The 20,886-nt window shown below is 54.8% G+C and carries 22 protein-coding genes; 17 read left to right on the top strand and 5 right to left on the bottom strand.

Going from position 1 to position 20,886, the window contains the following annotated elements; all coding sequences use genetic code 11:
- Window positions 1–211: 211 nt before the first annotated feature.
- Entirely contained in the window at window positions 212–1,384 is a 1,173-nt protein-coding gene (locus tag P0119_18340) for a PQQ-dependent sugar dehydrogenase (protein ID MDF0668007.1), read from the bottom strand.
- Between the two features lie 359 nt (window positions 1,385–1,743).
- Here P0119_18340 and P0119_18335 point away from each other — a divergent pair, with 359 nt between their 5' ends.
- The 4 genes from P0119_18335 to P0119_18320 all read left to right on the top strand — a co-directional run bounded on the left by P0119_18335 (window position 1,744) and on the right by P0119_18320 (window position 8,254).
- Entirely contained in the window at window positions 1,744–3,798 is a 2,055-nt protein-coding gene (locus P0119_18335) for a sodium-translocating pyrophosphatase (GenBank protein ID MDF0668006.1), read from the top strand.
- 220 nt (window positions 3,799–4,018) lie between these two features.
- Window positions 4,019–4,216 (top strand): ubiquitin-like protein Pup, encoded by a 198-nt coding sequence (locus P0119_18330; GenBank protein ID MDF0668005.1) that lies wholly within the window; start codon window positions 4,019–4,021, stop codon window positions 4,214–4,216.
- Between the two features lie 156 nt (window positions 4,217–4,372).
- Window positions 4,373–6,073, top strand: a complete 1,701-nt coding sequence (recJ, locus tag P0119_18325; GenBank protein MDF0668004.1) for a single-stranded-DNA-specific exonuclease RecJ — start codon at window positions 4,373–4,375, stop codon at window positions 6,071–6,073.
- A gap of 3 nt (window positions 6,074–6,076) precedes the next feature.
- Window positions 6,077–8,254: a bifunctional (p)ppGpp synthetase/guanosine-3',5'-bis(diphosphate) 3'-pyrophosphohydrolase gene (locus P0119_18320; GenBank protein MDF0668003.1), complete on the top strand. Its 2,178-nt coding sequence runs from the start codon at window positions 6,077–6,079 to the stop codon at window positions 8,252–8,254.
- Window positions 8,255–8,276: 22 nt separating this feature from the next.
- Here the strand turns inward: P0119_18320 and P0119_18315 are convergent, their stop codons facing one another.
- Window positions 8,277–8,714, bottom strand: a complete 438-nt coding sequence (locus tag P0119_18315) for a DUF192 domain-containing protein (GenBank protein ID MDF0668002.1) — start codon at window positions 8,712–8,714, stop codon at window positions 8,277–8,279.
- 181 nt (window positions 8,715–8,895) lie between these two features.
- On the opposite strand from P0119_18315, the gene P0119_18310 reads away from it, so the two are divergent.
- Window positions 8,896–9,081 carry a hypothetical protein gene (locus P0119_18310; protein MDF0668001.1) on the top strand — a complete coding sequence of 62 codons (186 nt, stop codon included), beginning with the start codon at window positions 8,896–8,898 and terminating at the stop codon, window positions 9,079–9,081.
- A 34-nt stretch (window positions 9,082–9,115) separates the two neighbouring features.
- Window positions 9,116–9,757, top strand: coding sequence for an NAD(P)H-dependent oxidoreductase (locus P0119_18305; protein MDF0668000.1), 642 nt, complete (start codon window positions 9,116–9,118; stop codon window positions 9,755–9,757).
- A 396-nt stretch (window positions 9,758–10,153) separates the two neighbouring features.
- On the opposite strand, the gene P0119_18300 is transcribed toward P0119_18305, so the two are convergent.
- Window positions 10,154–11,953, bottom strand: a complete 1,800-nt coding sequence (locus tag P0119_18300; GenBank protein ID MDF0667999.1) for a M3 family oligoendopeptidase — start codon at window positions 11,951–11,953, stop codon at window positions 10,154–10,156.
- Between the two features lie 156 nt (window positions 11,954–12,109).
- Between P0119_18300 and P0119_18295 the strand changes: the two genes are divergently transcribed.
- The 4 genes from P0119_18295 (at window position 12,110) to P0119_18280 (ending at window position 15,138) form a co-directional block, all read left to right on the top strand.
- Window positions 12,110–12,442 carry a hypothetical protein gene (locus P0119_18295; GenBank protein MDF0667998.1) on the top strand — a complete coding sequence of 111 codons (333 nt, stop codon included), beginning with the start codon at window positions 12,110–12,112 and terminating at the stop codon, window positions 12,440–12,442.
- 152 nt (window positions 12,443–12,594) lie between these two features.
- Complete coding sequence (locus tag P0119_18290) at window positions 12,595–13,383, top strand: hypothetical protein (protein MDF0667997.1); 789 nt, start codon at window positions 12,595–12,597, stop codon at window positions 13,381–13,383.
- 612 nt (window positions 13,384–13,995) lie between these two features.
- A complete protein-coding gene (locus P0119_18285; GenBank protein ID MDF0667996.1) occupies window positions 13,996–14,121 on the top strand; it encodes a hypothetical protein in 126 nt (41 codons plus the stop codon).
- Between the two features lie 183 nt (window positions 14,122–14,304).
- The gene (locus P0119_18280) at window positions 14,305–15,138 is read left to right on the top strand and encodes a hypothetical protein (protein ID MDF0667995.1); all 834 of its coding nucleotides are present in this window, start codon (window positions 14,305–14,307) and stop codon (window positions 15,136–15,138) included.
- 81 nt (window positions 15,139–15,219) lie between these two features.
- On the opposite strand, the gene P0119_18275 is transcribed toward P0119_18280, so the two are convergent.
- Window positions 15,220–15,708 (bottom strand): nucleoside deaminase, encoded by a 489-nt coding sequence (locus P0119_18275; GenBank protein MDF0667994.1) that lies wholly within the window; start codon window positions 15,706–15,708, stop codon window positions 15,220–15,222.
- Between the two features lie 98 nt (window positions 15,709–15,806).
- Window positions 15,807–16,124, bottom strand: a complete 318-nt coding sequence (locus P0119_18270) for a tetratricopeptide repeat protein (protein ID MDF0667993.1) — start codon at window positions 16,122–16,124, stop codon at window positions 15,807–15,809.
- A 153-nt stretch (window positions 16,125–16,277) separates the two neighbouring features.
- Here P0119_18270 and P0119_18265 point away from each other — a divergent pair, with 153 nt between their 5' ends.
- The 7 genes from P0119_18265 to P0119_18235 all read left to right on the top strand — a co-directional run bounded on the left by P0119_18265 (window position 16,278) and on the right by P0119_18235 (window position 20,853).
- Window positions 16,278–17,174 (top strand): histone deacetylase, encoded by an 897-nt coding sequence (locus P0119_18265; GenBank protein ID MDF0667992.1) that lies wholly within the window; start codon window positions 16,278–16,280, stop codon window positions 17,172–17,174.
- A 36-nt stretch (window positions 17,175–17,210) separates the two neighbouring features.
- A complete protein-coding gene (locus tag P0119_18260) occupies window positions 17,211–18,089 on the top strand; it encodes a sulfurtransferase (GenBank protein MDF0667991.1) in 879 nt (292 codons plus the stop codon).
- Between the two features lie 89 nt (window positions 18,090–18,178).
- Complete coding sequence (gene smbP / locus P0119_18255) at window positions 18,179–18,526, top strand: small metal-binding protein SmbP (GenBank protein ID MDF0667990.1); 348 nt, start codon at window positions 18,179–18,181, stop codon at window positions 18,524–18,526.
- A gap of 93 nt (window positions 18,527–18,619) precedes the next feature.
- Complete coding sequence (locus P0119_18250) at window positions 18,620–18,910, top strand: hypothetical protein (GenBank protein ID MDF0667989.1); 291 nt, start codon at window positions 18,620–18,622, stop codon at window positions 18,908–18,910.
- Window positions 18,911–18,993: 83 nt separating this feature from the next.
- Window positions 18,994–19,338, top strand: a complete 345-nt coding sequence (gene smbP / locus P0119_18245) for a small metal-binding protein SmbP (GenBank protein ID MDF0667988.1) — start codon at window positions 18,994–18,996, stop codon at window positions 19,336–19,338.
- Window positions 19,339–19,431: 93 nt separating this feature from the next.
- Complete coding sequence (locus P0119_18240; GenBank protein MDF0667987.1) at window positions 19,432–20,223, top strand: acyltransferase; 792 nt, start codon at window positions 19,432–19,434, stop codon at window positions 20,221–20,223.
- 69 nt (window positions 20,224–20,292) lie between these two features.
- Window positions 20,293–20,853, top strand: coding sequence for a YqgE/AlgH family protein (locus tag P0119_18235; GenBank protein MDF0667986.1), 561 nt, complete (start codon window positions 20,293–20,295; stop codon window positions 20,851–20,853).
- Window positions 20,854–20,886 lie beyond the last annotated feature (33 nt).

Genomic DNA, 20,886 nt, shown 5'->3' with positions numbered 1-20,886 from the left:
ATGGCGGAGTTCTGGCGCTGGTCTCGTTTCGAGCCAACGCTTCATCAGAGGAGCAGAAGACTTCTTCGACCCTCTGTTCTCGCTGACGAAAGGAAGCCCACGTATTCGGGGGCAGGATCCGCAGTGGGCGGTACGTCCTTACTCCAATTTACCTAACTGTCGTGCTCTCACCGAGCGGAGTTGCTGAGGCACATAACAAATGGAAAGAACTCTAATTCGGGACGATCCGGGATATGGTGCCACTCTGGGTCAGGATATAGAGCTCTCCCGAGCCGTCCTGGCCGAAACTGGTGATGTCTTTTGAAGAAGCAGCCAGCAGGGGCCACTCTGTTCGGTCAAGAGCCGAGCCGTTATTGAAGCGGAAGCTGCGGACAAACCCGGCGCAAAAATCAGCATAGAAATAGGTGCCTTGGACGGTTTGTATGGCTTGGCCACGATAGACGTAACCACCGACAACGGAGCAAGCTCCGTTGTCGTGTGCGTACTCAACCGTCGGTAGGGTGAGTGTTCCATTATTGCAGTTGGTGCTCGGATTAAAACAGGTGGAACCTTCCATCAGTCGCCAACCGTAATTCAGCCCGCGGCCGGCATTAGGCCCTGGTGATACATTGACTTCTTCTCGGGCATCCTGGCCGACATCGCCGATATAGAGGTCGTTTCCATCGAACGAAAAGCGCCAGGGATTCCGGAGTCCATAGCTCCAGATCAACTGATTGCCTCCGCTCAGGACAAATGGGTTTATTGTTCCGCTGGTGCAGGCTGTTCCGGTGGTCGGATCGATCCGGAGCAGTTTTCCCAGTCGGCTTCCAAGGGTTTGGGCGTTATTGTTCGGATCCCCAGAACCTCCGCCGTCTCCAACTCCTGCGTACAGACATCCATCCGGTCCGAACGCCAACATGCCTCCGTTATGGTTATCAAAGGTTGGATGGGGAATAGAGACCAAGGTGACCTGCGATGCAGGAGCAGCGACGTTGGGGTCTGTTGGCGACACCAGAAGCTGAGCGATCGTGATTGCGCCGTTGGCGTCCGTAAAATAGATATAGAACCGACCGTTGGTATTGTAGTTTGGGTCGAAGGCCGCTCCCAACAAGCCTTGTTCTGCTCCACTCGTGATGCCCGTCACGGTCAGAAATGTCGAGAGCAGGCTTCCGGTTGCCCGATCAAGTACTCTAATAGTGCCTCTCTGTTCCAGGACAAAGAGACGATTTGCGTCCCCACGGGGGGCGGTCAGGAATACCGGGGAGGTAAGGTTCTTCGCGATGGTTTGGAGCTTCAGAGCGGTTGAGGTCGGAGCGTTGTCTGGAGTGTCACTGTTTTCTCCACAAGCAGCAAGGAGGCTGGAGAAACCCAAACAGAGGCTGATCCACAAGATACATTTTCTCATGGTAAGTCCTTGTCTTGCTTGATAGCTACTCGACATCCTACCATTCCCTTTGGTACCAAATCCCTAGTCGAATTCAGTGCGAGGGGCTTCATTGCTGGATAGGCTTCCCTAAGCCTTGACATAATCCTGGTCCACGATCTTGCGAGCTTGGCTGGTCAGCTGTTCTATTCAGAGGGCGGTCTTTTGTCTTGATCCGCTCAGTGCGACTCTATAGAATGGCCCAGCTTTTCGGGTGGTTAGCTTCTTGTTCGACTCCGCCCGCCTTGGGTTTGCCCACTCGCGCATGTACTTTGGATGGGTTGAAGCCACGGAGAGCCGTGTGACATAAGGAGTCCGTTTAACCAGTAGGAGGATTTCCCGTGAGTGACTCAGCGATTGTAACGTTTGCTCTCATAGCGGCCGTGGCCGGCATTGCCTATGGGCTGTACCTGGCGATGTGGGTGTTCAAGCTCGACGCCGGCAATGCCAAGATGCAGGAAATTGCAAAAGCCATTCAAGAGGGTGCCAGTGCCTACATGAATCGACAATACAAGACCGTTGGGTATGTCGCCGCGGGCCTGTTCGTCATCCTGTGGGCGGCCGGAGCCCTGTCGGATAAATTTGGTCTGATCACTGCGGCCGGATTCTTGGTCGGCGCCGGAGCCTCGGCCCTTGCCGGCTACGTGGGCATGATTATCGCGGTGCGCGCCAATGTGCGGACGGCTCAAGCTGCACATGACGGCATGAATGCCGCCTTGGTCGTTGCCTTCCGCGGTGGAGCTGTAACCGGCTTGCTGCTGATCGGCCTCGGACTTCTGGCTATTACCGGGTTCTACACCATTGCAGTATCAATGGCAGGACAGGAAAAAGCCATTCACGCGTTGCTCAGTCTTGGATTCGGTGGCAGTCTGATTTCCGTCTTTGCACGCGTCGGTGGCGGTATTTATACGAAGGCGGCGGATGTCGGTGCCGACTTGGTCGGCAAAGTAGAAGCAGGGATTCCCGAAGATGATCCAAGAAATCCCGCCGTGATCGCAGATAACGTGGGTGACAATGTGGGTGATTGCGCCGGCATGGCGGCAGACTTGTTTGAAACCTATGCTGTGACGACCGTGGCGGCCATGGTGTTGGCCTTCACGATGTTTAAGGGGGCGACTGCCCCTATTCTGTATCCGTTGGCCTTGGGTGGTATCACCATCTTTGCCACGATCGTCGGTATCCTCTATGTCAAGGTCGGTCCAGACGGGGAAATCATGCCGGCGCTGTACAAAGGGTTGTTTGTGGCCGGTGGAATTGCGGCTTTGGCGTTTTTACCGTTCACCTTCATGATCATGGGTGGAGTAGGCGGTGTCAGCGGATTCAGCTATTACATTGCAGCACTGCTGGGCTTGGCCGTGACATTAGCGCTTGTGTTTATCACGGATTATTACACGTCCAAGAGTTATGAGCCGGTGAAGTACATCGCCAAGGCGAGCGAAACCGGCCATGCGACAAATATTATCGCAGGTTTGGCGGTGGGTATGCAGGCGACTGCAGCTCCCGTAGTGGTGATTGCCCTGGCAATTCTCGGCAGTTATTGGATTTGCGGGGGAGCGGAATCCAGTGGGCTGTATGGTGTTGCCGTCGCAGCGGTGTCCATGCTCTCGATGGCAGGGATTGTGGTTGCGATCGATGCCTTCGGCCCGATCACTGATAATGCCGGTGGCATCGCCGAAATGTCGCACCTCGGTAAGGAAGTCAGGGATATCACGGATCCATTGGATGCGGTCGGCAATACGACCAAGGCGGTCACAAAGGGCTATGCGATCGGGTCCGCTGGTTTGGCGGCGGTCGTGCTGTTCGCGGAATATTCCCGCGAGGTCGCAGCCCGCAATCCCTCACTGGCTGCATTTGATCTTTCCAATCCAAAAGTCTTAGTGGGGCTGTTCCTCGGCGGTATGTTGCCGTTTATTTTCGGCGCACTCTGTATGAAGGCGGTCGGGCAAGCCGGTGGTTTGATCGTCGAGGAGGTTCGGCGCCAATTTCGGACGATCAAGGGCATTATGGAGGGGACCGGTAAGCCGGAATATGGAACTTGTGTGGATATCGTGACGCAGGCGGCGATCCAGAAGATGATGATCCCGGGATTGATTCCGGTGGTCTCGCCTCTCTTGATAGGAGTGATCCTTGGCCCTCAGGCGCTGGGAGGGGTGCTCGTGGGCAGCATCGTGACCGGTTTGTTCGTCGCGATTTCCATGACGAGCGGTGGTGGCGCCTGGGACAACGCCAAGAAGTTTATCGAAGAGCAGGGCAAGAAGGGGAGCGAGACACACAAGGCGGCGGTCACCGGTGATACGGTCGGTGATCCGTATAAGGACACAGCTGGTCCTGCCGTGAATCCGATGATCAAGGTGATTAATATCGTGGCGTTGCTTATTATCTCGCTCATTGTCTGATGGCAGTTCTCGTATCTCGCGGCCCGTTGTTCGCACCATGAGGAGGGTTGCTCACGCTCTCTTCACGATCGAGCGGTCTTACTCACTCGGTTTCTGAAGCCAGGAAACGGCTCTTCTTCTTGACGGGAGTCATCTCCTGGTTTTTACGTCAGCTTGACGGTTTTACGAGTGCTGGAGTAAGGTTAATTAAACCTGTCCTTGTTTACCGGGAGGTGCTCGGATGGAAAAACAAGAGCGAAAACAGGAAACCAGACGAGAGCCGCAAGGTAAGGAAGAAGTTAAGGCGAATCCCAAGGTTGTCGAAGCCGGCAAGAAGATCAAGGAAGACATCGATAAGCTGGTCGATGAAATTGATGACGTCCTTGAAAAGAACGCCGAAGAATTTGTGAAAAACTACGTGCAAAAAGGAGGAGAATAACACCGGTTCCAACTCCCCACTCCCACTCGATTCGTCCGACTCTTTCCACAAGGTCATCGGTTTGACAAAGCAGAAGCGGCTTATTACAGTCTGCCTCGTTCCTTTGTGATCCGTGGTCTGTATTGTGACACGGCGCAGCCTCTTAAGGAGACGCGGATGAAGTCTAAGCGTTGGGTCGTTCGCCAGGTCGATCCCATTCAACGGGGTCTCTTATCACAAGCGTTATCCATCTCATCGGTGACTGCCTCGTTGTTGCTCAATCGGGGTGTCACGAACGTGGACCAGGCGACAGCCTGGCTGTCGCATCTCCAAACCCATGATCCTTTCTTGATTCCCGATATGGAACGGGCGGTTGACCGTCTGTATCAGGCCACGCAACGGCGTGAGGTCGTCTGTTTTTACGGCGATTATGATGTGGACGGCATGTCCGCGACGAGTATTTATCTTTCATTTTTCCGCGGACTCGACGCCGAAGTCCGGGCCTATGTTCCTCATCGTCTTCGTGAAGGATATGGACTCAATGAAAATGCTGTTCGGAGGTTGGCGCAGGAGGGCGTCTCTTTATTGGTGACGTCCGATTGTGGGACCACATCGCACCGTGAGATTAGCTTTGCCAATCAATTGGGAATCGATGTCGTCGTGACCGACCACCATCAAAGCGATAGAGAAATGCCGCCGGCCTTGGCAGTGATGAATCCCCATCGATCCGAAGCGCGGTATCCCTTTCACGGGCTTTGTTCCGGAGGGTTGGCGTACAAAGTGGCTCAGGCCTATGAGAGAAAATACGGCCCCGGTTCGGTGGCTCTGGAATCGCTACTGGATTTGGTCGCGCTTGCGACAATTGCCGACGTGGTTCCGTTGCAAGATGAAAATCGACTATTCGTTCGAGAAGGTCTTGCTCAGATTTCCCGAGGGGCGCGCTGCGGTATACGTGCCTTGAAGCATGTCGCAGGGATCAGTCGTGAATGCACGACGGAAACCGTCGCGTTTAAACTCGGACCCCGACTCAATGCCGCAGGGCGACTAGATGAGGCCACCAAAGGTGTCAGACTTCTGACGACCGAGTCTGAACGGGAAGCCAAAGAGTTGGCTGAAGATTTGGAGCAGTTGAATCGAGCCCGCCGTGATCTTGAGGCCGAGATCCTACAGGAAGCGTTAGCTCAGGTGGAAGCGCGCGAGTGGCCTGGCGGCGTCGTGCTGTATGCACGAGGGTGGCATCTCGGGGTTGTCGGTATCGTGGCCGCCCGGATCATGGAGCGGTTCCATCGGCCGACGGTCGTCATCGCCGTCAATGAACAGGGTATCGGAAAAGGGTCCGCTCGGACCGTTCCCGGGTTCGACTTGTATCAGGCCTTAACCGCTTGTCGAGACCTGCTCCTGGCATTCGGTGGCCATCCCACCGCGGCTGGAATCACGATTCATGAGGCGAGGCTGCCGGAGTTTTCGGAACGATTTTCCGCCATAGCCGAGACATGGATCCGGGAGACTCACAGTGTTCCCGTGCTGCATGTGGATTCAGAAGTTCTGCTGAACGAAGTCACGTTGCGGCTGATTCGGGAGATCGGGACGTTGCATCCATTCGGGGCTGGAAATCCGGAGCCGACGTTCGCCGTCAAGGGTTTGGACGTTCTCAACGCTCGAATGGTCGGAGAGAAGCATTTGAAGATGACGGTCCGCCAGGGAGGGTCATTACCGTTTGATAGTATTGGATTCGGGATGAAATCGTTGGAGGAGTATGGATTGTCTCTCAAGACGCCCATCGACATCGCGTTTACGCCGGAACTGAATCACTGGAACGGGTATGATCGGATTCAACTGCGTCTCCGAGATATAAGGGCTGCAGGTCGTGAGTCATAGAAGATGTACGAAACAGTGACGAGTATCGATCAATTGTTGGCTCGTTTGCAAGACTACCAGCCTGAGGCTGATCTTGGCGTGGTACGGAAGGCTTATGAGTTTTCCGCGAGGGTGCATGAAGGACAAGTGCGTCGATCCGGAGAGCCCTATGTGAGGCATCCTGTGGCGGTGGCTGGAGTATTGACGTCCTTGAAAACCGACGTCACCGCGGTTGTGGCAGGGCTTTTACACGACACACTGGAAGATACGGTCGCGACGGCCGCCGAGATTCAGCGTGAATTTGGGAAAGAAGTCGTGCATCTCGTCGATGGGGTGACCAAGATCGGGAAGATCACCTTTAAGAGTTCAGAAGAAAAACAGGCAGAAAATTTCCGCAAGATGGTGCTCTCGATGGCGGACGACATTCGCGTCGTGATCATCAAACTGGCCGATCGTCTCCATAATATGCGAACCCTTGAACATCTCAGTGAGAAAAGAAGACAAGAAATCGCACTAGAGACGGTAGAAATCTATGCACCGTTGGCGAATCGCATCGGGATCGGATGGGTCAAGAATGAACTGGAAGATTTGTGTCTGAAACATCTCAAGCCGGATGTCTATGAAACCCTGCGGGTGTGCGTGGCGAAGCGCGACGAAGATCGTCAGCAATACATCCTGGAGGTGCAGGCCCTCGTTGAGAGGGCTCTGAAAGAGAATGGGCTGGTCGGAGGGGTGTACGGGAGACCAAAGCATCTCTACGGTATCTACCAAAAAATGAAGAAGCAATCGATCTCCTTCGAAGAGGTGTACGATCTCACCGCCTTGCGCATAATAACGGATACGAAGATGAACTGTTATGCGCTGCTGGGTGTCATCCATTCGTTGTGGCGACCGCTGCCGGGCCGCTTCAAGGATTACATCGCGATCCCCAAATCGAATCTCTATCAATCTCTCCATACCACCGTGGTAGGGCCGAAGGGGGAGCATGTAGAGTTTCAGATCCGCACGGAAGAAATGCATCGCGTGGCTGAGTATGGGATCGCAGCGCATTGGAAGTATAAAGAACAGGGGAGAGTGCATGATAAAGACAGTAAGGCCTTCGGATGGTTGAGGCAGTTCATCGAATGGCAAAAAGATCTGCCGGACAATCGCCAATTCATGGATTCCGTGAAACTTGAATTGTTCCACGACGTGGTCTATGTCTTTACGCCCAAGGGAACCGTCAAAGAATTGCCTAAAGGGGCCAAGCCGGTAGACTTCGCCTACGCGATTCACACGGAAGTCGGCGATCACTGTGTCGGGGCGAAGGTCAACGGGAAGATCGTTCCGCTCAAGCATGAACTGACGAGTGGCGACACCATCGAAATTCTGACATCGCCGAACCAGACTCCACACAAGGATTGGCTTAAGTTCGTACGCACGTCACGGGCGAAGACAAAGATCAAGCATTGGATCAAGGCGGAGGAACAGAAAAGAAGCTTGGAAATCGGTCGGCGTTTGCTCGAGACGGAGATACGTCGTCATGGTCTAGCACCGGCGCAGGTGTTGAAGTCTGATTCCCTTCTCGATGCTGCAAAACAAGTGGGGTATGAAACAATCGACGACCTAGCGGCGGCTGTGGGATTTGGAAACGTCGCAACGGCTCAAATCCTCGGAAAATTGATGGCTTTGCCGTCCGCTGATGCTCCGACTCAATCCGAGCCGGCCGGCTCCCGCAAAGTCATCAGTACGAAAGGAGAGGAGCCGGTCGTCCAAGTGAAGGGGGGGCGCGATCTGTTGATGCAACTGTCGCGATGCTGTAACCCAGTTCCCGGAGACAGGATCTTGGGATACATCACGCGTGGAAGAGGTCTGACCATCCATTCCGTCGACTGTCCCAACCTAGAAGCCTTGGATTATGATCGAGAACGTTTGGTGGAAGTGGAGTGGGATACGGCCACACCGAGTCAGCATCCGGTAAAAATTACCGTCATTGCGGCGGACAAGACGGGAGTGTTGGCGAACGTCTCCTCGGCGATCGCCGAATGCAGAGCGAATATCAGTCGAGCCGAAATCATCACTCGGGAAGACCGCAAGGCGCAGCTGGATTTTGTCGTCGAAATCGCCGATACGGCTCACCTGAATCGCGTGCTGAAAACTATCGAACGCGTAGAGGGCGTCATTACGGCACGGCGCGTTCGGTCTTGGCAGGAACGATCATGAAGAAATGTACCGAAAAAATCCCCTAAGGCTGGCCGAACAGCAGTTTGGTCCCTTTCTCAATCTTGTATCCGTCCACTGTACCACCGGCAATTTCGAGCACATACATCGCATCATCACTGTTGGGGCGGTATTGAGGACAGGAGTCGTCGGTCTTCGTGCAAATCGGAACATTGCGTTCGATATGGGTGACCTGCTTTTTGGCGTCGAGCCAAATCAGATCGAGTGCGATCTTTGTGTTTTTCATCCAGAATGACCAGGCTTGCGGTTGAGTGAAGAAAAATAACATCCCATGATCTTTTTTCAGGTGATCCCGATACATCAAGCCGACCGTGCGCTTCAAAGGCGTATCGGCGATCTCGGCATGGATCGTGATGCCCGAGGGAGTCTGGATATGTACGAGCCCTCCGTCAGAGGCGTCGGATGTCGGCATGCGGAAGAGGAGTGACCCAATGAGCGCCATGGAACACAAAGAGAAGTGAATTAACTTTCCGAATGACATGAGCGCATCGTAGCCATCCGGGCCAGATCAGTCAAGGAACGTATTGTAGAGCCGTTGCGAGCAGATGGCGTTTCCCGCGCGTCAATCTTGCAATCCTTTTGGGCAATGTGCCATTCTCAGGCGCCGGGTGAAAGAGGGGACCATGCAGGAAAAACGACGGGTGTTATACAAGAAGGGCGTCTTCGTTTGCCCTGGATGTCGTCAGTCCTATGTTCAAGAGAAATGGATCGAAGAATGGCGGATTCGGTGCCATCGCTGTACCTACCGTGGAACACTGACAGAAGTGTCGGTTGAGGAGCATCTCGAGGAGGAGACGTTTCGTCGCTGACCCTTCCGTATGTTTGCATCCAGAACCTAAGGTTGTGTCACCATATCCCACCAAGATTCATACCTCGAGTGAATCACGGCATCTCCTGGCCGTCGTGTTGGCGTTGGTCACGCTGTGTACCGGCTGTGTGTCCAGGTCATGGGCGGACGAATCCTCGCCCGCGATCAAAATCCTCGTGGCGTATCATTCGCTCTCAGGAAATACTGAGCGCATGGCGGAAGCAGTGGTGGCTGGAGCAAAGTCGGTCTCCGGTACCCAAATTGTTTTGAAGCGTGTAGGACAAGTAACCGCTGAAGATTTGTTTTCTGTCGATGCGGTTGTGGTCGGCTCTCCTGTCTATTGGTCCAACATGTCGGGAGAGGTAAAGACCTTTTTCGATAATTGGCAGTTCAAATTCGGCGTCTTCCCCGAATTCAAGATGAAAAACAAGGTGGGAGCCGCCTTTTCCACGGGAGGGCAAGTCTCAAGCGGGAAAGAGATTACGATGTTGACCATCCTCGCCGCGATGCTGGGAAACCAAATGATTGTGGTGAGCGATGGTGGTGCCTTTGGAGCGTCTGCCACAACCGAGGGTGAGAGTCCGGGAATCGATGGTAAGGAGCTCGCCGAGGCCGAAGCGCTGGGCCGCCGTGTTGCCGATGTGACGAAGCTCATCAAAGGGGGGGCTTCACGTTGAACTATTCCGAATGAATGAGTGCCGAAACCTCTACTGTGGATTGACCCGCGAAGGAAGCGGCGCACCTACCGATCCACGATGCCGGCCGATGCTCCTTGGACAGCGAGATCAACAAACTCGTGGATATTTTTTGCGCAACGACCGCAACTGCCGCTCTGCTTAAGGCCAAATTTGGACTTGAGCTGACAGGGCATCACAAGCCCTGCTCGCCCCGCATCACGAACATCTGACTCTGTGATTCCTCGGCACAAACAAACAAACATTCAGTCACCATATGGCGATTATGAGAAGCATTCTCATTGTGCCATCGAAAAGCGATTCTGTCAAGTGGTCTCTCGAAGTCTCTCGAAGTCTTGTCTGGCGTCAGTTTAACCGTTATTCATGAATCAGATAAAATTACGAGAGAGTTCTTTCCATCTGCTGCACCATTTCCGTAATGGTATCGAATCCTGACTGCCAAAAGGAGGCGGATGTCATATCCACGCCCAATTTGTTGAGAATGACCTGGGGTGATTGAGATCCGCCGGTGGCGAGCAGGTCCAGATATTTTGGAACAAATGGTGCCCCTTGCTCCCTGTACATTCTGTATAAGGCCAATACAAGCAAGTTGCCAAAGCTGTAGGCGTAGCAATAGAACGGACTGGCGAAAAGATGAGGGATCATGAGCCACTCCCATTGAAACTCATCCGGTACTCGTACGGCCTTGCCGAACTGCTGTCTCAGCCCTGAGAGATAGGCTCGTGCCAGTTGGTCTCCTGTGGCCCCTTCCGCCACCATTTGATGCGCTATTTGCTCAAAGCGAATGAAATAGGCCTGCCGTAGCACGGTTGCGTAGAGGTCGTCCAGTTGACTCACGAGCAAGCCTTGTCGAACGGCTTTGCTGTGCTCGTTCGACATGAGGGTGTCAGAGAGAATACGTTCACCGAAGACGGACGCTGTCTCCGCCAAGGGGAGGGTTGAATGGAAGGTAAAGATCGAATGGTCCTTTGCCATGATTCCATGGATGGCATGGCCAAGCTCATGGGCCATGGTCGCGATGTCTCGGGCTTCACCGGTGTAATTCAACATCACATAGGGAGTGAGGCCAGGCACCACGCTGTGGCAATATGCGCCCCCCAGTTTGCCGGGGCATGTGGGTCCGTCGATGTGTCGATCACGAAAGACCTGCTCGGCTAACTCCGCAAGTCGTGGAGAGAAACCGCGATAGGCGCCAAGCACCATGCTGACGGCATCGGCATACGCATATTTCTTGGTTTCTGCCCGATGGGGAGCGTAGATATGATACCGATTCATGGGGGAGATTTTGCAGATCTTCGCCTTCAGTTTGAAGTAGGTTTGGAAAATCTCGGCATTCTTGGCGCAGGTGGACAACAGCACGTCGACGGCTTGGTCCGGCACATCATTGCCGAGGTTACGGGTTGCGATGGGGGAAGCAAACCTACGAAGTTCGACGTTCTCAGCCTTCCAGTCGTTCACGAGTGTCCGATATATTTCTCCCAGCAAGTCACGTTGGGCTGAGAACACACGATAGAGTTCTCTGTATGCAGCCTGACGGATGGATGCCTTTGGGCTTCGCACGTGGCTCATGAGTTCTTCGCGGTTCATGGTGCGCGGCTTCCCGCCGATCTTCATCGTGAATGCCAGTCCGTTGGTCACGACGTCATAGAGTGTGTTGACGGCACTCCGACCGGTCACATTCTTGACGTTGACGATCTTCTCCTCCGATTCAGAAAGTGTGTGAGGTGTGTAACGCCTGATGGTTTCCAGGTAGTAGCGAAGGTCACCGGCGTCGGCCATCAGCCTTGCCGCATTTTCGTTATCTACTCCCTGCCACCAGAGGTCAAGAAAGAGCAGGCGATTGTTTACGGCGGTGAGCCGCTCCTCCACCTGCGACTTAAACGAGCGTGCTTTCGTGTTTGTGGTGTTTTCCGAAAACCAAAGGTAGGCAAATGCGCCAAGCCGGGCAGAGCGCTCCGCGATCGACTCGGTGAGCGCCAGGATCGATCGGAAATCCGAGCTCGCCATTGTCGCCTGGAGCCGAGGACGAGCCGACTCAACCAGCACGACCTGCATCTCAAGCGCTTCCAAATGCTGCGCCAGGTCGGTCAGAGGGTTCTTGACGAGATGAGTGAGATCCCAGCGGTTAGACACCGCCGAGGATGAAGTCTTTCGCCGAATCGGATGCCTCGCGATCATGCTCGATCTCCTTTGCATAGCTGCCCAAGGGCGAACAGGTCACATCCTATCATCCGGCTGTGCCGTGATTGGAGAAAATGATCAGAGTCCAATGGATGCACAGCCGCGTTGACAGTCAATCGTCCGGGTGCAAAGATTGTTTTCACGGACTGCAACATGAACGACCACGAACTCCATCGTGTTGTTCAATATGTAACCGCAAGCACGTCCTACGCGCGGGACACGGTATTGGACATCCTGCAGACAGGTCTCGGAGAACTGTCTGCTCTGGCCGCGCATTCGACAAGGCCCTTCGAACGGGAAGCGCTCCTCGAATATGTTTCCCAATGGACGATCAAACGAACGGGACAGCCTGAGCCGTTGGTGCGGGAAGTCCTGGGATGCGCAGGTCGATGGTTGGATGAAGTGTACGACGAATGTGTCGCTCGACAACCGGAGGTCTTGGGCGAGTCACCGGATGACGACGAAGGCGACAAGCCGGTCGCATGATGGTCGGTGGTGCTTTGTGAGGTGTATCTCGTCGCGATAACATCAAGACAAGCTGTCAACGTGTTTGACGGACCACAGTGGGAAATGTGATGGCACGCTGGCGACCGCGACGGACTGTGAAACTTTACTCCGGTTTGGGTGAAGTTTATGGTATGCCCGTCGGTATATCTTGGAAGCGCCATTCCTCGCAAGGCCTTTCCCGCCATCTCGATGACCAATGGAACATGCTCAAACGGCACTGTACCGATCATTCGAGTCATCTTCGGCTCGTACGGCTTCTTCATCGCCTGCTCCATCATGATCTGGGCGTGCAGGAATCTGCGCTGGCGGAACTGGAGCTGGCCACCCAGTTGATTCGCATCGGACACCGAGTCACGTTTCTCCCTGAGTCACAAGCCAGAACGGCCGATTTGGAATGCCGTCGCGGATCGGGACGGTTTTTTGTGGAGGTGACGGCGATGGTAGGCTCGGCTGAACGACGGCGGATGCCTGTGCGTGGGATCACGAGTGACGAGGGGTCGGAAGCAGAAACGGATCGTGGCGTGATCTTGATCCACCGAATCTTAGCGCGCATCAGACAAAAGGCGAAGCAGCTTGCCGACTATTACGATCCGGTCATCTTGAGCATTTCCATACCACGGGCGGATCTGTCGGGAGGGCGTCAAGGTCGGCGGGAGCAGATTCGAATGGACCTGAAGGCGCTGGCCGGCTCCGCAACCGTCGATTTGATGAAACTACGACATCTCAGTGCCGTATTGATCTCACTGTGGGACGTCGAGCCGCTTCCTTCCCGAGCGGCGTTGAGGCTTGCCAATGTGAACTTAGTTGAACGAGCCGATCATGAGCGCACTCAGCCGCGTGTCCGCATGCTCATTCAGAACCCCGCTGCTGCTGCGTCGCTGAGCGATCGACAAGCGGAGGACTTCGGCCTGATTTTTTGATGGAGCCCATACGTAATCGGTATCATCAAGGACCAGGAAGATCGCTCGGCACCTTTTCATGTCTCATGTCTCGGTACCTGTCCATGTCCCACGCTGCTTCCATCGAATCTCCTCTCCGCTGTGTGTAGAGACGTCTCTGCCCCTCTCTTATAGCAGCGAGTAGAGCCGATTGGTGATGGGATTCCCCAGGAGCCGTTTTCTCAGCCGAGAGGAATGACAACTCCTGCTTGACATCGCCTGGTAGGAGTTGTTGGTGAAGCCCCCTGGGTTGTACCGCTTCTGCTTCGTCTTTACTCCATTCAACCGCATATCCTCTTGAGCAACGCGGCTTCCGCTCGGAAGTGTCAATTTGTCACGCCCGCTCAGTACTGTCTCAACGCTATTCGAGCAAGCCAGCTGTTTTCATTTGAAATGTGGGCGATGTCTTCAAGCACGGCTTATGCACGTAGATAGTCTCATGGTGTTCGTTCACACAGAATTTTGTGATCATGAAGGCCGGCAAGATGTGTTTCCACGATGGACCTCATCGCGAGGGCGTAAGTCGTCTATTTGCGGTTCAAGTCGACGACAGACGAAATCATGTGTGACTTTCCCCGGTCCAGGGAGGTTGGTATGAGAGCAGTAGTCATGGGTTGCATCATCACGTGCGGCTATGTGCTGCCCGAGTTGCTGCCGGCCGTGTATGCGGGCTTGGTAGTGGACGTTTTGCTGCAAGCGGTAGGCGGGGTGAGTTCATGACGATCGAATAGCCTCTTCGCGCAAATGAGCGGCTGGGACGCTTAAGGCAGGTTACGCGGAATCGAACCAAAGGGGTGTCTATCGAGGAAATTTCCATATCGACACGACTGTCGGAGGCCAGAGATCTTCAGAGTCCAGAGCCTTCTATCGTCCGTCTGTTTTCTGACGGATTAGGAGGATACGATGAGGCTCTGGATATGGTTTTTGATGATACTGCTCTCCGTGCTACTGACGAGTGAGGCATACGCCGATCTTGATCCCTTCGAGTTTCAGATCTACCCCTATGAAACCGGTGGCAAACAGCATTTCGATCCTCAGCTGTTGTCCAGTTTCGTGGCGTCTGGGTTTCAGGAACCAGGCCGCGGTACCTCATCGGACAGCACATTCGCCAGTCAATACATGACGCGGATGGCTGCTGAATTCGAGTATGGTCTCACCAAGAAGATTGACTTCGCTTATTACCTGAATTGGGCCATTCCAGGGTCTCCCCTGATGGCTCCTCAGTATGCCGGCTCGAAGTTCCGACTGCGCGGACGGCTTTTTGAAAAAGACCAGCTGCCCGTCAACTTGGGATGGTATGCGGAGATCGAATGGTGGAACAAGCAGTTCGAGGATAACACCGTCGAGGGAGAGATCATGCTCGTCGCTCAAAAGGATATCGGTCGTTGGACGTTCATCATCAACGCTCCAGACTTGGATCACGGTTTGGTCGGAGCCGATACGAGCAAGTGGTTTTCGTTTGGCTATCGAGCCGAGGTTCGGTATTGGGTCAGCAAAAAGCTGACTCTGGGGCTCCAGCCTTATGGTACGATCGGCCAACTACAGGATCCTCACCCGCTGCCGGATCAGCAGCACTATATCATGCCGGTTGTGCATATGATCCTGCCCGGAGAGGTTCCCGCGAGTTTCGGCCTGGGGTTCGGTCTCACACCCAATTCAGACCTGGTGATTTTTAAGGCCAATTTTTACTTTGGAGGGGCGGGGAGCCTCGCACGAGATATTCGGCTGTGGCGCTAGTTGTGCGTTGGCTATGCGCTCATGATTTCTTCATTCTTATGGGCCCCGGCCATGGCACACTCTCCGGCTGAATAGGCCCAATCATCTCTTTCGGGAGTTGTAGATTCGACCTCCGGATCGCTCATAGCGCCGAAGGACAGCAATGGCTTCAGCTCGGCAGAGATCTCTGGTTACGGTGATCCTACGTTTCTTCAGCTCCGCGATCCAATTCTTGGGTTTGGGAGCTTCGTCGAACCCGATCGATGTTGCATCGGATCTTCGCGCGCCGCAAACGACTTTTGAGACACCGGACCAAATGATCGCGCCGTAACACATGGCGCAGGGTTCACAACTCGTAACCAGTTCGAGCATCGGCATGCCGTCGGTCCCCAGGTCGAAATGCCTCAGGGTTTGGTGTGAATTCGCGAGTGCCACCATTTCGGCGTGGGCGAGGGAACAGTTGGAGGGTTCCACGACATTGACACCGACAGCGATGAGCCGGCCCGTTTGAGACTCAAATACGGCAGCTCCGAATGGCCCACCGGTTTGCGCAGTGACGTTCGTGAGGGCGAGTTGGATCACGAATCGCATGCGATCAGCAGCTGTCACAAGCGGGTCTTGCCGGCGGCGCCAGACAGAGCTAGCCCATGGGGGAGGACGAAACAGGAAGCTGGATGAGGGACCGGACCTCACGATGGGAGCGACAGCTTCAACGCTTCGAGATTCTTTGTGACCATGGCGTCGCCGTTCTTCGTTGATACGTCGATGCCCGTGGCACAAACGGTTCGGCACTCATCCAGACGTCCCAGTTTTTGGAGTGACTGAGCGAGTGCGAGATAGGCAGCCGAATAGGTCGGTTTCACGGTCACGCACTGATGTAAGGATTTGGCGGCTTCCTCGAAGAGGCCATCATCCATATAGGCTTTCCCCAAGCCGAACCAGGCCACATCATCATGGGGGTCCATGTCGAGAAGTTTCTTGAGCGGTTCAATGCGAGGGTTAGGCATGAGCACCTATCCGGATCACAACAGTGAATCGACCGTAGCACGGGCTTGCCGACGTTGTCTATGGCGTTTTCTGCGTGATAGTCTGATACTTCACGGGTAATTGATATGGGGAAAACTGGTCTCGTTTATCATTCGGCCTATCTTGAGCACGACATGGGACCCGGGCATCCGGAGTCGCCTCATCGGCTGCGTGCGATCATGCAACGGTTGGAGCAAAGCGGGACTGCAGCTCGTCTGGTGAGAATTGAGCCTCGAAGAGCCGAGGAGGAATGGATTACACAGGTCCATGCCACCAACTATGTTGAGATGCTCAATCGGGAAGCACCGGCTGTCGGCCGGATGCCTCTTGATCCTGATACGTCGATGTCGCCCGGCACGCTGAACGCTGCTTACCTGGCAGCCGGGGGTACCTTGGCAGCGGTCGATGCGATCATGGCTCACCAGGTCGATCATGTGTTTTGCGCGGTGCGTCCTCCCGGACACCATGCCGAAGCCGGGCGGGCGATGGGGTTTTGTTTCTTCAACAACGTGGCCATCGCCGCGCGCTATGTCCAAAAGAAATACGGACTCACCAGAGTGCTGATCGTGGATTGGGACGTCCATCATGGGAATGGGACGCAGCATAGCTTTGAACAAGATCCTTCAGTTTTATTCTTTAGCACACATCAGTATCCGCATTATCCCGGCACGGGGCGAGGAACCGAGCGAGGCAACGGAGCGGGGGTAGGTTTGACAGTCAACGTCCCGATGGAGGCAGGGGAGGGCGATGAGGAGTACCACGCGATCTTCCTCAAATCGCTGGTTCCAGTGGCCGACGCGTTCAAGCCTGAGTTTGTCATTATCTCAGCGGGATTCGATGCGCACAAGGATGACCCGTTGGCCGGGATGGGTTTGACGGAGGCAGGATATGCCGATCTGACGGAAATCGTTGTCGGTGTCGCCAAGCGCCATGCGAAAGGCCGCATCCTGTCGTCTCTCGAAGGCGGCTACAATCTGACGGCGTTGGCGCACTCGGTGGATGCGCACATCAACGCGTTATTAAATGCTTGAATCACGCGACAGCGAACGGTGCAGAAGGAAGACATCATGCAGCATCCGTTATTGATCGATACCGAAACGCTTCAGCAGCAGTTGGGCCGTTCTGATCTTACCGTCATCGATGTCCGCGGCAAGGCGGCGTACGAGTTCGGCGGACATATCCCCGGGGCGGTGCATTCGACATGGCATGAGTACAGTGATCCCACTGCTGTGCCCAAGGGATTGCTCAACCCCGATCTCGGCCAGATTGAACGGACCCTGAGTCGGCTCGGAATCAATCAAGACAGCGATGTCGTGATCTACTCCAATCCATTCGACAATTGGGGCGATGAAGGGCGGATGTTTTGGATGTTGGAATACCTCGGCCACAAACGCCTGCGTATTTTGGACGGCGGATGGGTGAAATGGACGGCGGAGAAGCGACCCTTCGAGCATGGACCGGTCTCTCGGATCATGGGAAATTTCAAGGCTCAACCGGTACGGGCTCTGATTGCGCTGAAGGACGAGTTGAAAGGCCTCGTCAGGAAGCCGCATCCCCAGACGGCCATTCTGGATGCGCGCAGCGTTGAAGAATATCTTGGGAAAGAAGTGTCCGGCCTCCCGCGGTCCGGTCACATCCCCTCAGCCATACATGTGGCGTGGAATGGCTTCTTGAACAAGGATGCGACCGTCAAGGATCTCCCCGCGATCAAGGAGCTATTGGAGGCAAAGGGGGTAGGTCGCGAGCAGGAAGTCATTTGCTACTGTACCGGCGGTGTGCGATCAGCGTGGCTCTATTTCATCCTCAAGCTTGTCGGGTATCCGAAGATCAGCAACTACCCAGGGTCCTGGTGGGAATGGAGCCGAGACTTCGCGTGCCCTGCCGAAACGGATCTTCATGCCCTCCAGAAAATCCTCGGATTCGATCCTGCCTCCAAACCTTCTTGACAGGTCGAGAGGCGCTGTGTAAATGTGAATTCACAAAATTCCTTCACATGGAACCTGCGAATCTTCAACCATCAAGGAAGGAGGCAGCCATGATGAGAAGAATCATTCGTAGTGCGATGTTGGTACTCGGGCTTGGCGTGTTGGTCGGCATACCAATGCTGAACGGCCTGGCGCTCGCCGGACATGTCCGAGATGCCGCTGATCATGCAAAGGCCGCCGTGTTGCACGGCAAGGAGGGACATGCGGATGTCTGTGCCGAACATGCAGATGCAGCGCTCAAGAGTGCACGGGGTGCGAGAGTGAAGAGCCCGCATTTGGATGAAGGTATCAAGCACCTCACGGAAGCTGTGAAACACGGGAAGGCCGGGCATGCAGACGCTTGTACCGAACATGCCGAGGGGGCGGCCACGCACCTGGTTGAAGTGAAAGAGCAGTAGTCGATGAGAAGCAGCTACGGCTGCTGCAAGGTGCCGTTGTTGAAGCGGGCAGGGACACAATCCCTGCCCGCTTTTATATGAGACGGAATATGCGTGCAAGTCGGATTTTACCAGTTCGATCCACAATTCGGCGAGGTGACGAAGAATCTCGATGTTGTCACGGCTAAGCTGGAACAGGCAAACACGGACCTTATCGTCCTGCCGGAATTATTCGTGACCGGCTTGGCTGTACTCCATCCCCAATCTGGCGGGTATCCGAAGGTCACCAATTATTATCCGGGATCGTGGTGGGAATGGAGCCGAGACTTCGCGTGTCCTGCCGAGAAAGACTTGCATGCACTTCAAAAAATTCTCGGATTTCATGCTGCCTCCAAACCTTCTTGACAGTCTGAGGAGCGATGTGTAAGGTGAATTTACGAAGCCCCTTCACGTGAAACTGCGAATCTTCAACCATCAAGGAGGCAACCATGATGAGAAGAGTCAGTCGTAGCGCAATGTCGGTATTCTGGATTGGCCTGTTGGTCGGCGTCCCGGCGTTGAGTAGTTCAGCGCTTGCAGCGGACAAACATGCGGCAGAAGCAGTCGAGCACGCGAAGGGCGCGGCGTCGCATGGGAAAGAAGGCCATGCCGATGCATGTGTTGAGCATGCGAGTGAAGCACTTAAACACGCACAAGCGGTAGCGAAAAACCCACATGGGGCTGAAGGTGTGAAACACTTAACGGAAGCCGTGAAACATGGCAAGGCCGGACATGCCGATACCTGTACCGAACATGCCGAAGCGGCGGCCATGCATCTGGCTGAAGTGAAGTAGTCGAAGAGTAGTAACCACGGCTGCTGCAAGATGCCTTTGTTGAAGCGGGCAGGGACAGAATCCCTGCCCGCTTTTATATGAGACGGAGTATGCGTGCAAGTCGGATTTTACCAGTTCGATCCACAGTTCGGTGAGGTGACGAAGAATCTCGATGTCGTCACCGCCAAGCTGGAACAGGTCGAAGCGGATCTCATCGTGTTGCCGGAGTTATTCGCGTCCGGCTATCAGTTTCTTTCACAGGAAGAAGCGCAGCGACTGGCAGAGTCGGTTCCGGACGGCGTGACGGTGCGTCGTCTGATCGACATCGCGAAACGTCGCAAGATGCATCTCGTGGCGGGACTCCCTGAACGATCCGGGGCCCGCTGTTACAATTCCGCGGTGGTCGTGGGGCCGTCGGGTTTTCTTGGGTGTTATCGGAAGACCCATCTCTTCTACGAAGAGACGCAGTGTTTCACTCCGGGTGACTCAGGGTTTCTTGTGTGGGATATCGGTCCGACGAAGATCGGCATCATGATTTGTTTCGATTGGTACTACCCGGAGGCCGCGAGGAGCTTAGCGATGCAAGGGGCCGACATCATTTGCCATCCATCCAACCTGGTTTTGCCGAACTGCCCGGATTCCATGCCGGTCCGGTGCCTCGAAAATCGGGTATTCGCCGTGACGTGCAATCGCATCGGCAGTGAAGCCCGAGGCGGGAAAGAGCGGTTGACCTATATCGGTCAGAGCGAAGTGGTCTCACCCAAAGGCGTCATTCAATATCGGGCGTCTCGTGACCAAGAAGAGCTGACCATCGTGGAGATTGATCCGGCGGAAGCCCGCAACAAAAGTTTGAATCGCTACAACGATCTGTTTCGCGACCGTCGCACCTCACTGTACAAGTTGTAATTCCGAGTCACACGTCCCGGTAACGCCCGGTGCTTGCGCAAGTTACGTAAGCAGAGTAGGATTTTGTGCATGAACGTCGAACTCCGTAAAGGCATTTTTTTGATCGCTGCCCCGAGCCTACGTGATCCGAACTTTCGCCAGACCGTCGTCTTGCTGTGTGAGCACGGGTCGGAAGGAGCACTCGGCGTCATCGTGAATCGTCCCACTGCCATGTCCATCTCCGAAGCCCTCCCACAGGTTCCTGTGATCGAGGGATCCGGCCATGTGCTCTATGCCGGCGGTCCTGTGCAGACGAATCAAGTGATGCTGCTCTACCGGGGCGATCAGTTTCCGGAGAATGCGCACCACGTGTTCGACGGCGTCTGTCTGGGCGGGGACGTCGGCATGGTCGAACGCATTCTCACCGGTGCCGGAACGACAGAATGCTTTCGCGCCTATCTTGGGTACTCGGGATGGGGACCAGGCCAGCTGGAAAATGAGATGCAGACCGGATCGTGGATCACGTTACCCGCAGATCCGCAGGCGGTGTTTGAAAAAGATCCGACGCGTGTCTGGGGGGATATCCTCCTCACGCTGGGGGACGCGTATCACCCGTACGCCGACATGCCTTTCGATCCCTCCTGCAACTGAATGTTTCCGGCAGGTTCTGCGGCAGAATCCACC

This window comes from Nitrospira sp. (assembly GCA_029194665.1).
Lineage (GTDB): Bacteria > Nitrospirota > Nitrospiria > Nitrospirales > Nitrospiraceae > Nitrospira_D.
Note: the sequence above shows the minus strand (reverse complement) of the source record. Positions and strands in the feature narration are given on the sequence as shown.

Excerpts from the sequence above, each read along its gene's own strand:
- P0119_18340 (MDF0668007.1), bottom strand. The coding sequence starts at position 1,384 with ATGAGAAAATGTATCTTGTGGATCAGCCTCTGTTTGGGTTTCTCCAGC.
- P0119_18330 (MDF0668005.1), top strand. The coding sequence starts at position 4,019 with ATGGAAAAACAAGAGCGAAAACAGGAAACCAGACGAGAGCCGCAAGGT.
- recJ (MDF0668004.1), top strand. The coding sequence starts at position 4,373 with ATGAAGTCTAAGCGTTGGGTCGTTCGCCAGGTCGATCCCATTCAACGG.
- P0119_18320 (MDF0668003.1), top strand. The coding sequence starts at position 6,077 with ATGTACGAAACAGTGACGAGTATCGATCAATTGTTGGCTCGTTTGCAA.
- P0119_18315 (MDF0668002.1), bottom strand. The coding sequence starts at position 8,714 with ATGGCGCTCATTGGGTCACTCCTCTTCCGCATGCCGACATCCGACGCC.
- P0119_18310 (MDF0668001.1), top strand. The coding sequence starts at position 8,896 with ATGCAGGAAAAACGACGGGTGTTATACAAGAAGGGCGTCTTCGTTTGC.
- P0119_18300 (MDF0667999.1), bottom strand. The coding sequence starts at position 11,953 with ATGATCGCGAGGCATCCGATTCGGCGAAAGACTTCATCCTCGGCGGTG.
- P0119_18295 (MDF0667998.1), top strand. The coding sequence starts at position 12,110 with ATGAACGACCACGAACTCCATCGTGTTGTTCAATATGTAACCGCAAGC.
- P0119_18290 (MDF0667997.1), top strand. The coding sequence starts at position 12,595 with ATGCCCGTCGGTATATCTTGGAAGCGCCATTCCTCGCAAGGCCTTTCC.
- P0119_18285 (MDF0667996.1), top strand. The coding sequence starts at position 13,996 with ATGAGAGCAGTAGTCATGGGTTGCATCATCACGTGCGGCTATGTGCTG.
- P0119_18280 (MDF0667995.1), top strand. The coding sequence starts at position 14,305 with ATGAGGCTCTGGATATGGTTTTTGATGATACTGCTCTCCGTGCTACTG.
- P0119_18275 (MDF0667994.1), bottom strand. The coding sequence starts at position 15,708 with ATGCGATTCGTGATCCAACTCGCCCTCACGAACGTCACTGCGCAAACC.
- P0119_18270 (MDF0667993.1), bottom strand. The coding sequence starts at position 16,124 with ATGCCTAACCCTCGCATTGAACCGCTCAAGAAACTTCTCGACATGGAC.
- P0119_18265 (MDF0667992.1), top strand. The coding sequence starts at position 16,278 with ATGGGACCCGGGCATCCGGAGTCGCCTCATCGGCTGCGTGCGATCATG.
- P0119_18260 (MDF0667991.1), top strand. The coding sequence starts at position 17,211 with ATGCAGCATCCGTTATTGATCGATACCGAAACGCTTCAGCAGCAGTTG.
- smbP (MDF0667990.1), top strand. The coding sequence starts at position 18,179 with ATGATGAGAAGAATCATTCGTAGTGCGATGTTGGTACTCGGGCTTGGC.
- smbP (MDF0667988.1), top strand. The coding sequence starts at position 18,994 with ATGATGAGAAGAGTCAGTCGTAGCGCAATGTCGGTATTCTGGATTGGC.
- P0119_18235 (MDF0667986.1), top strand. The coding sequence starts at position 20,293 with ATGAACGTCGAACTCCGTAAAGGCATTTTTTTGATCGCTGCCCCGAGC.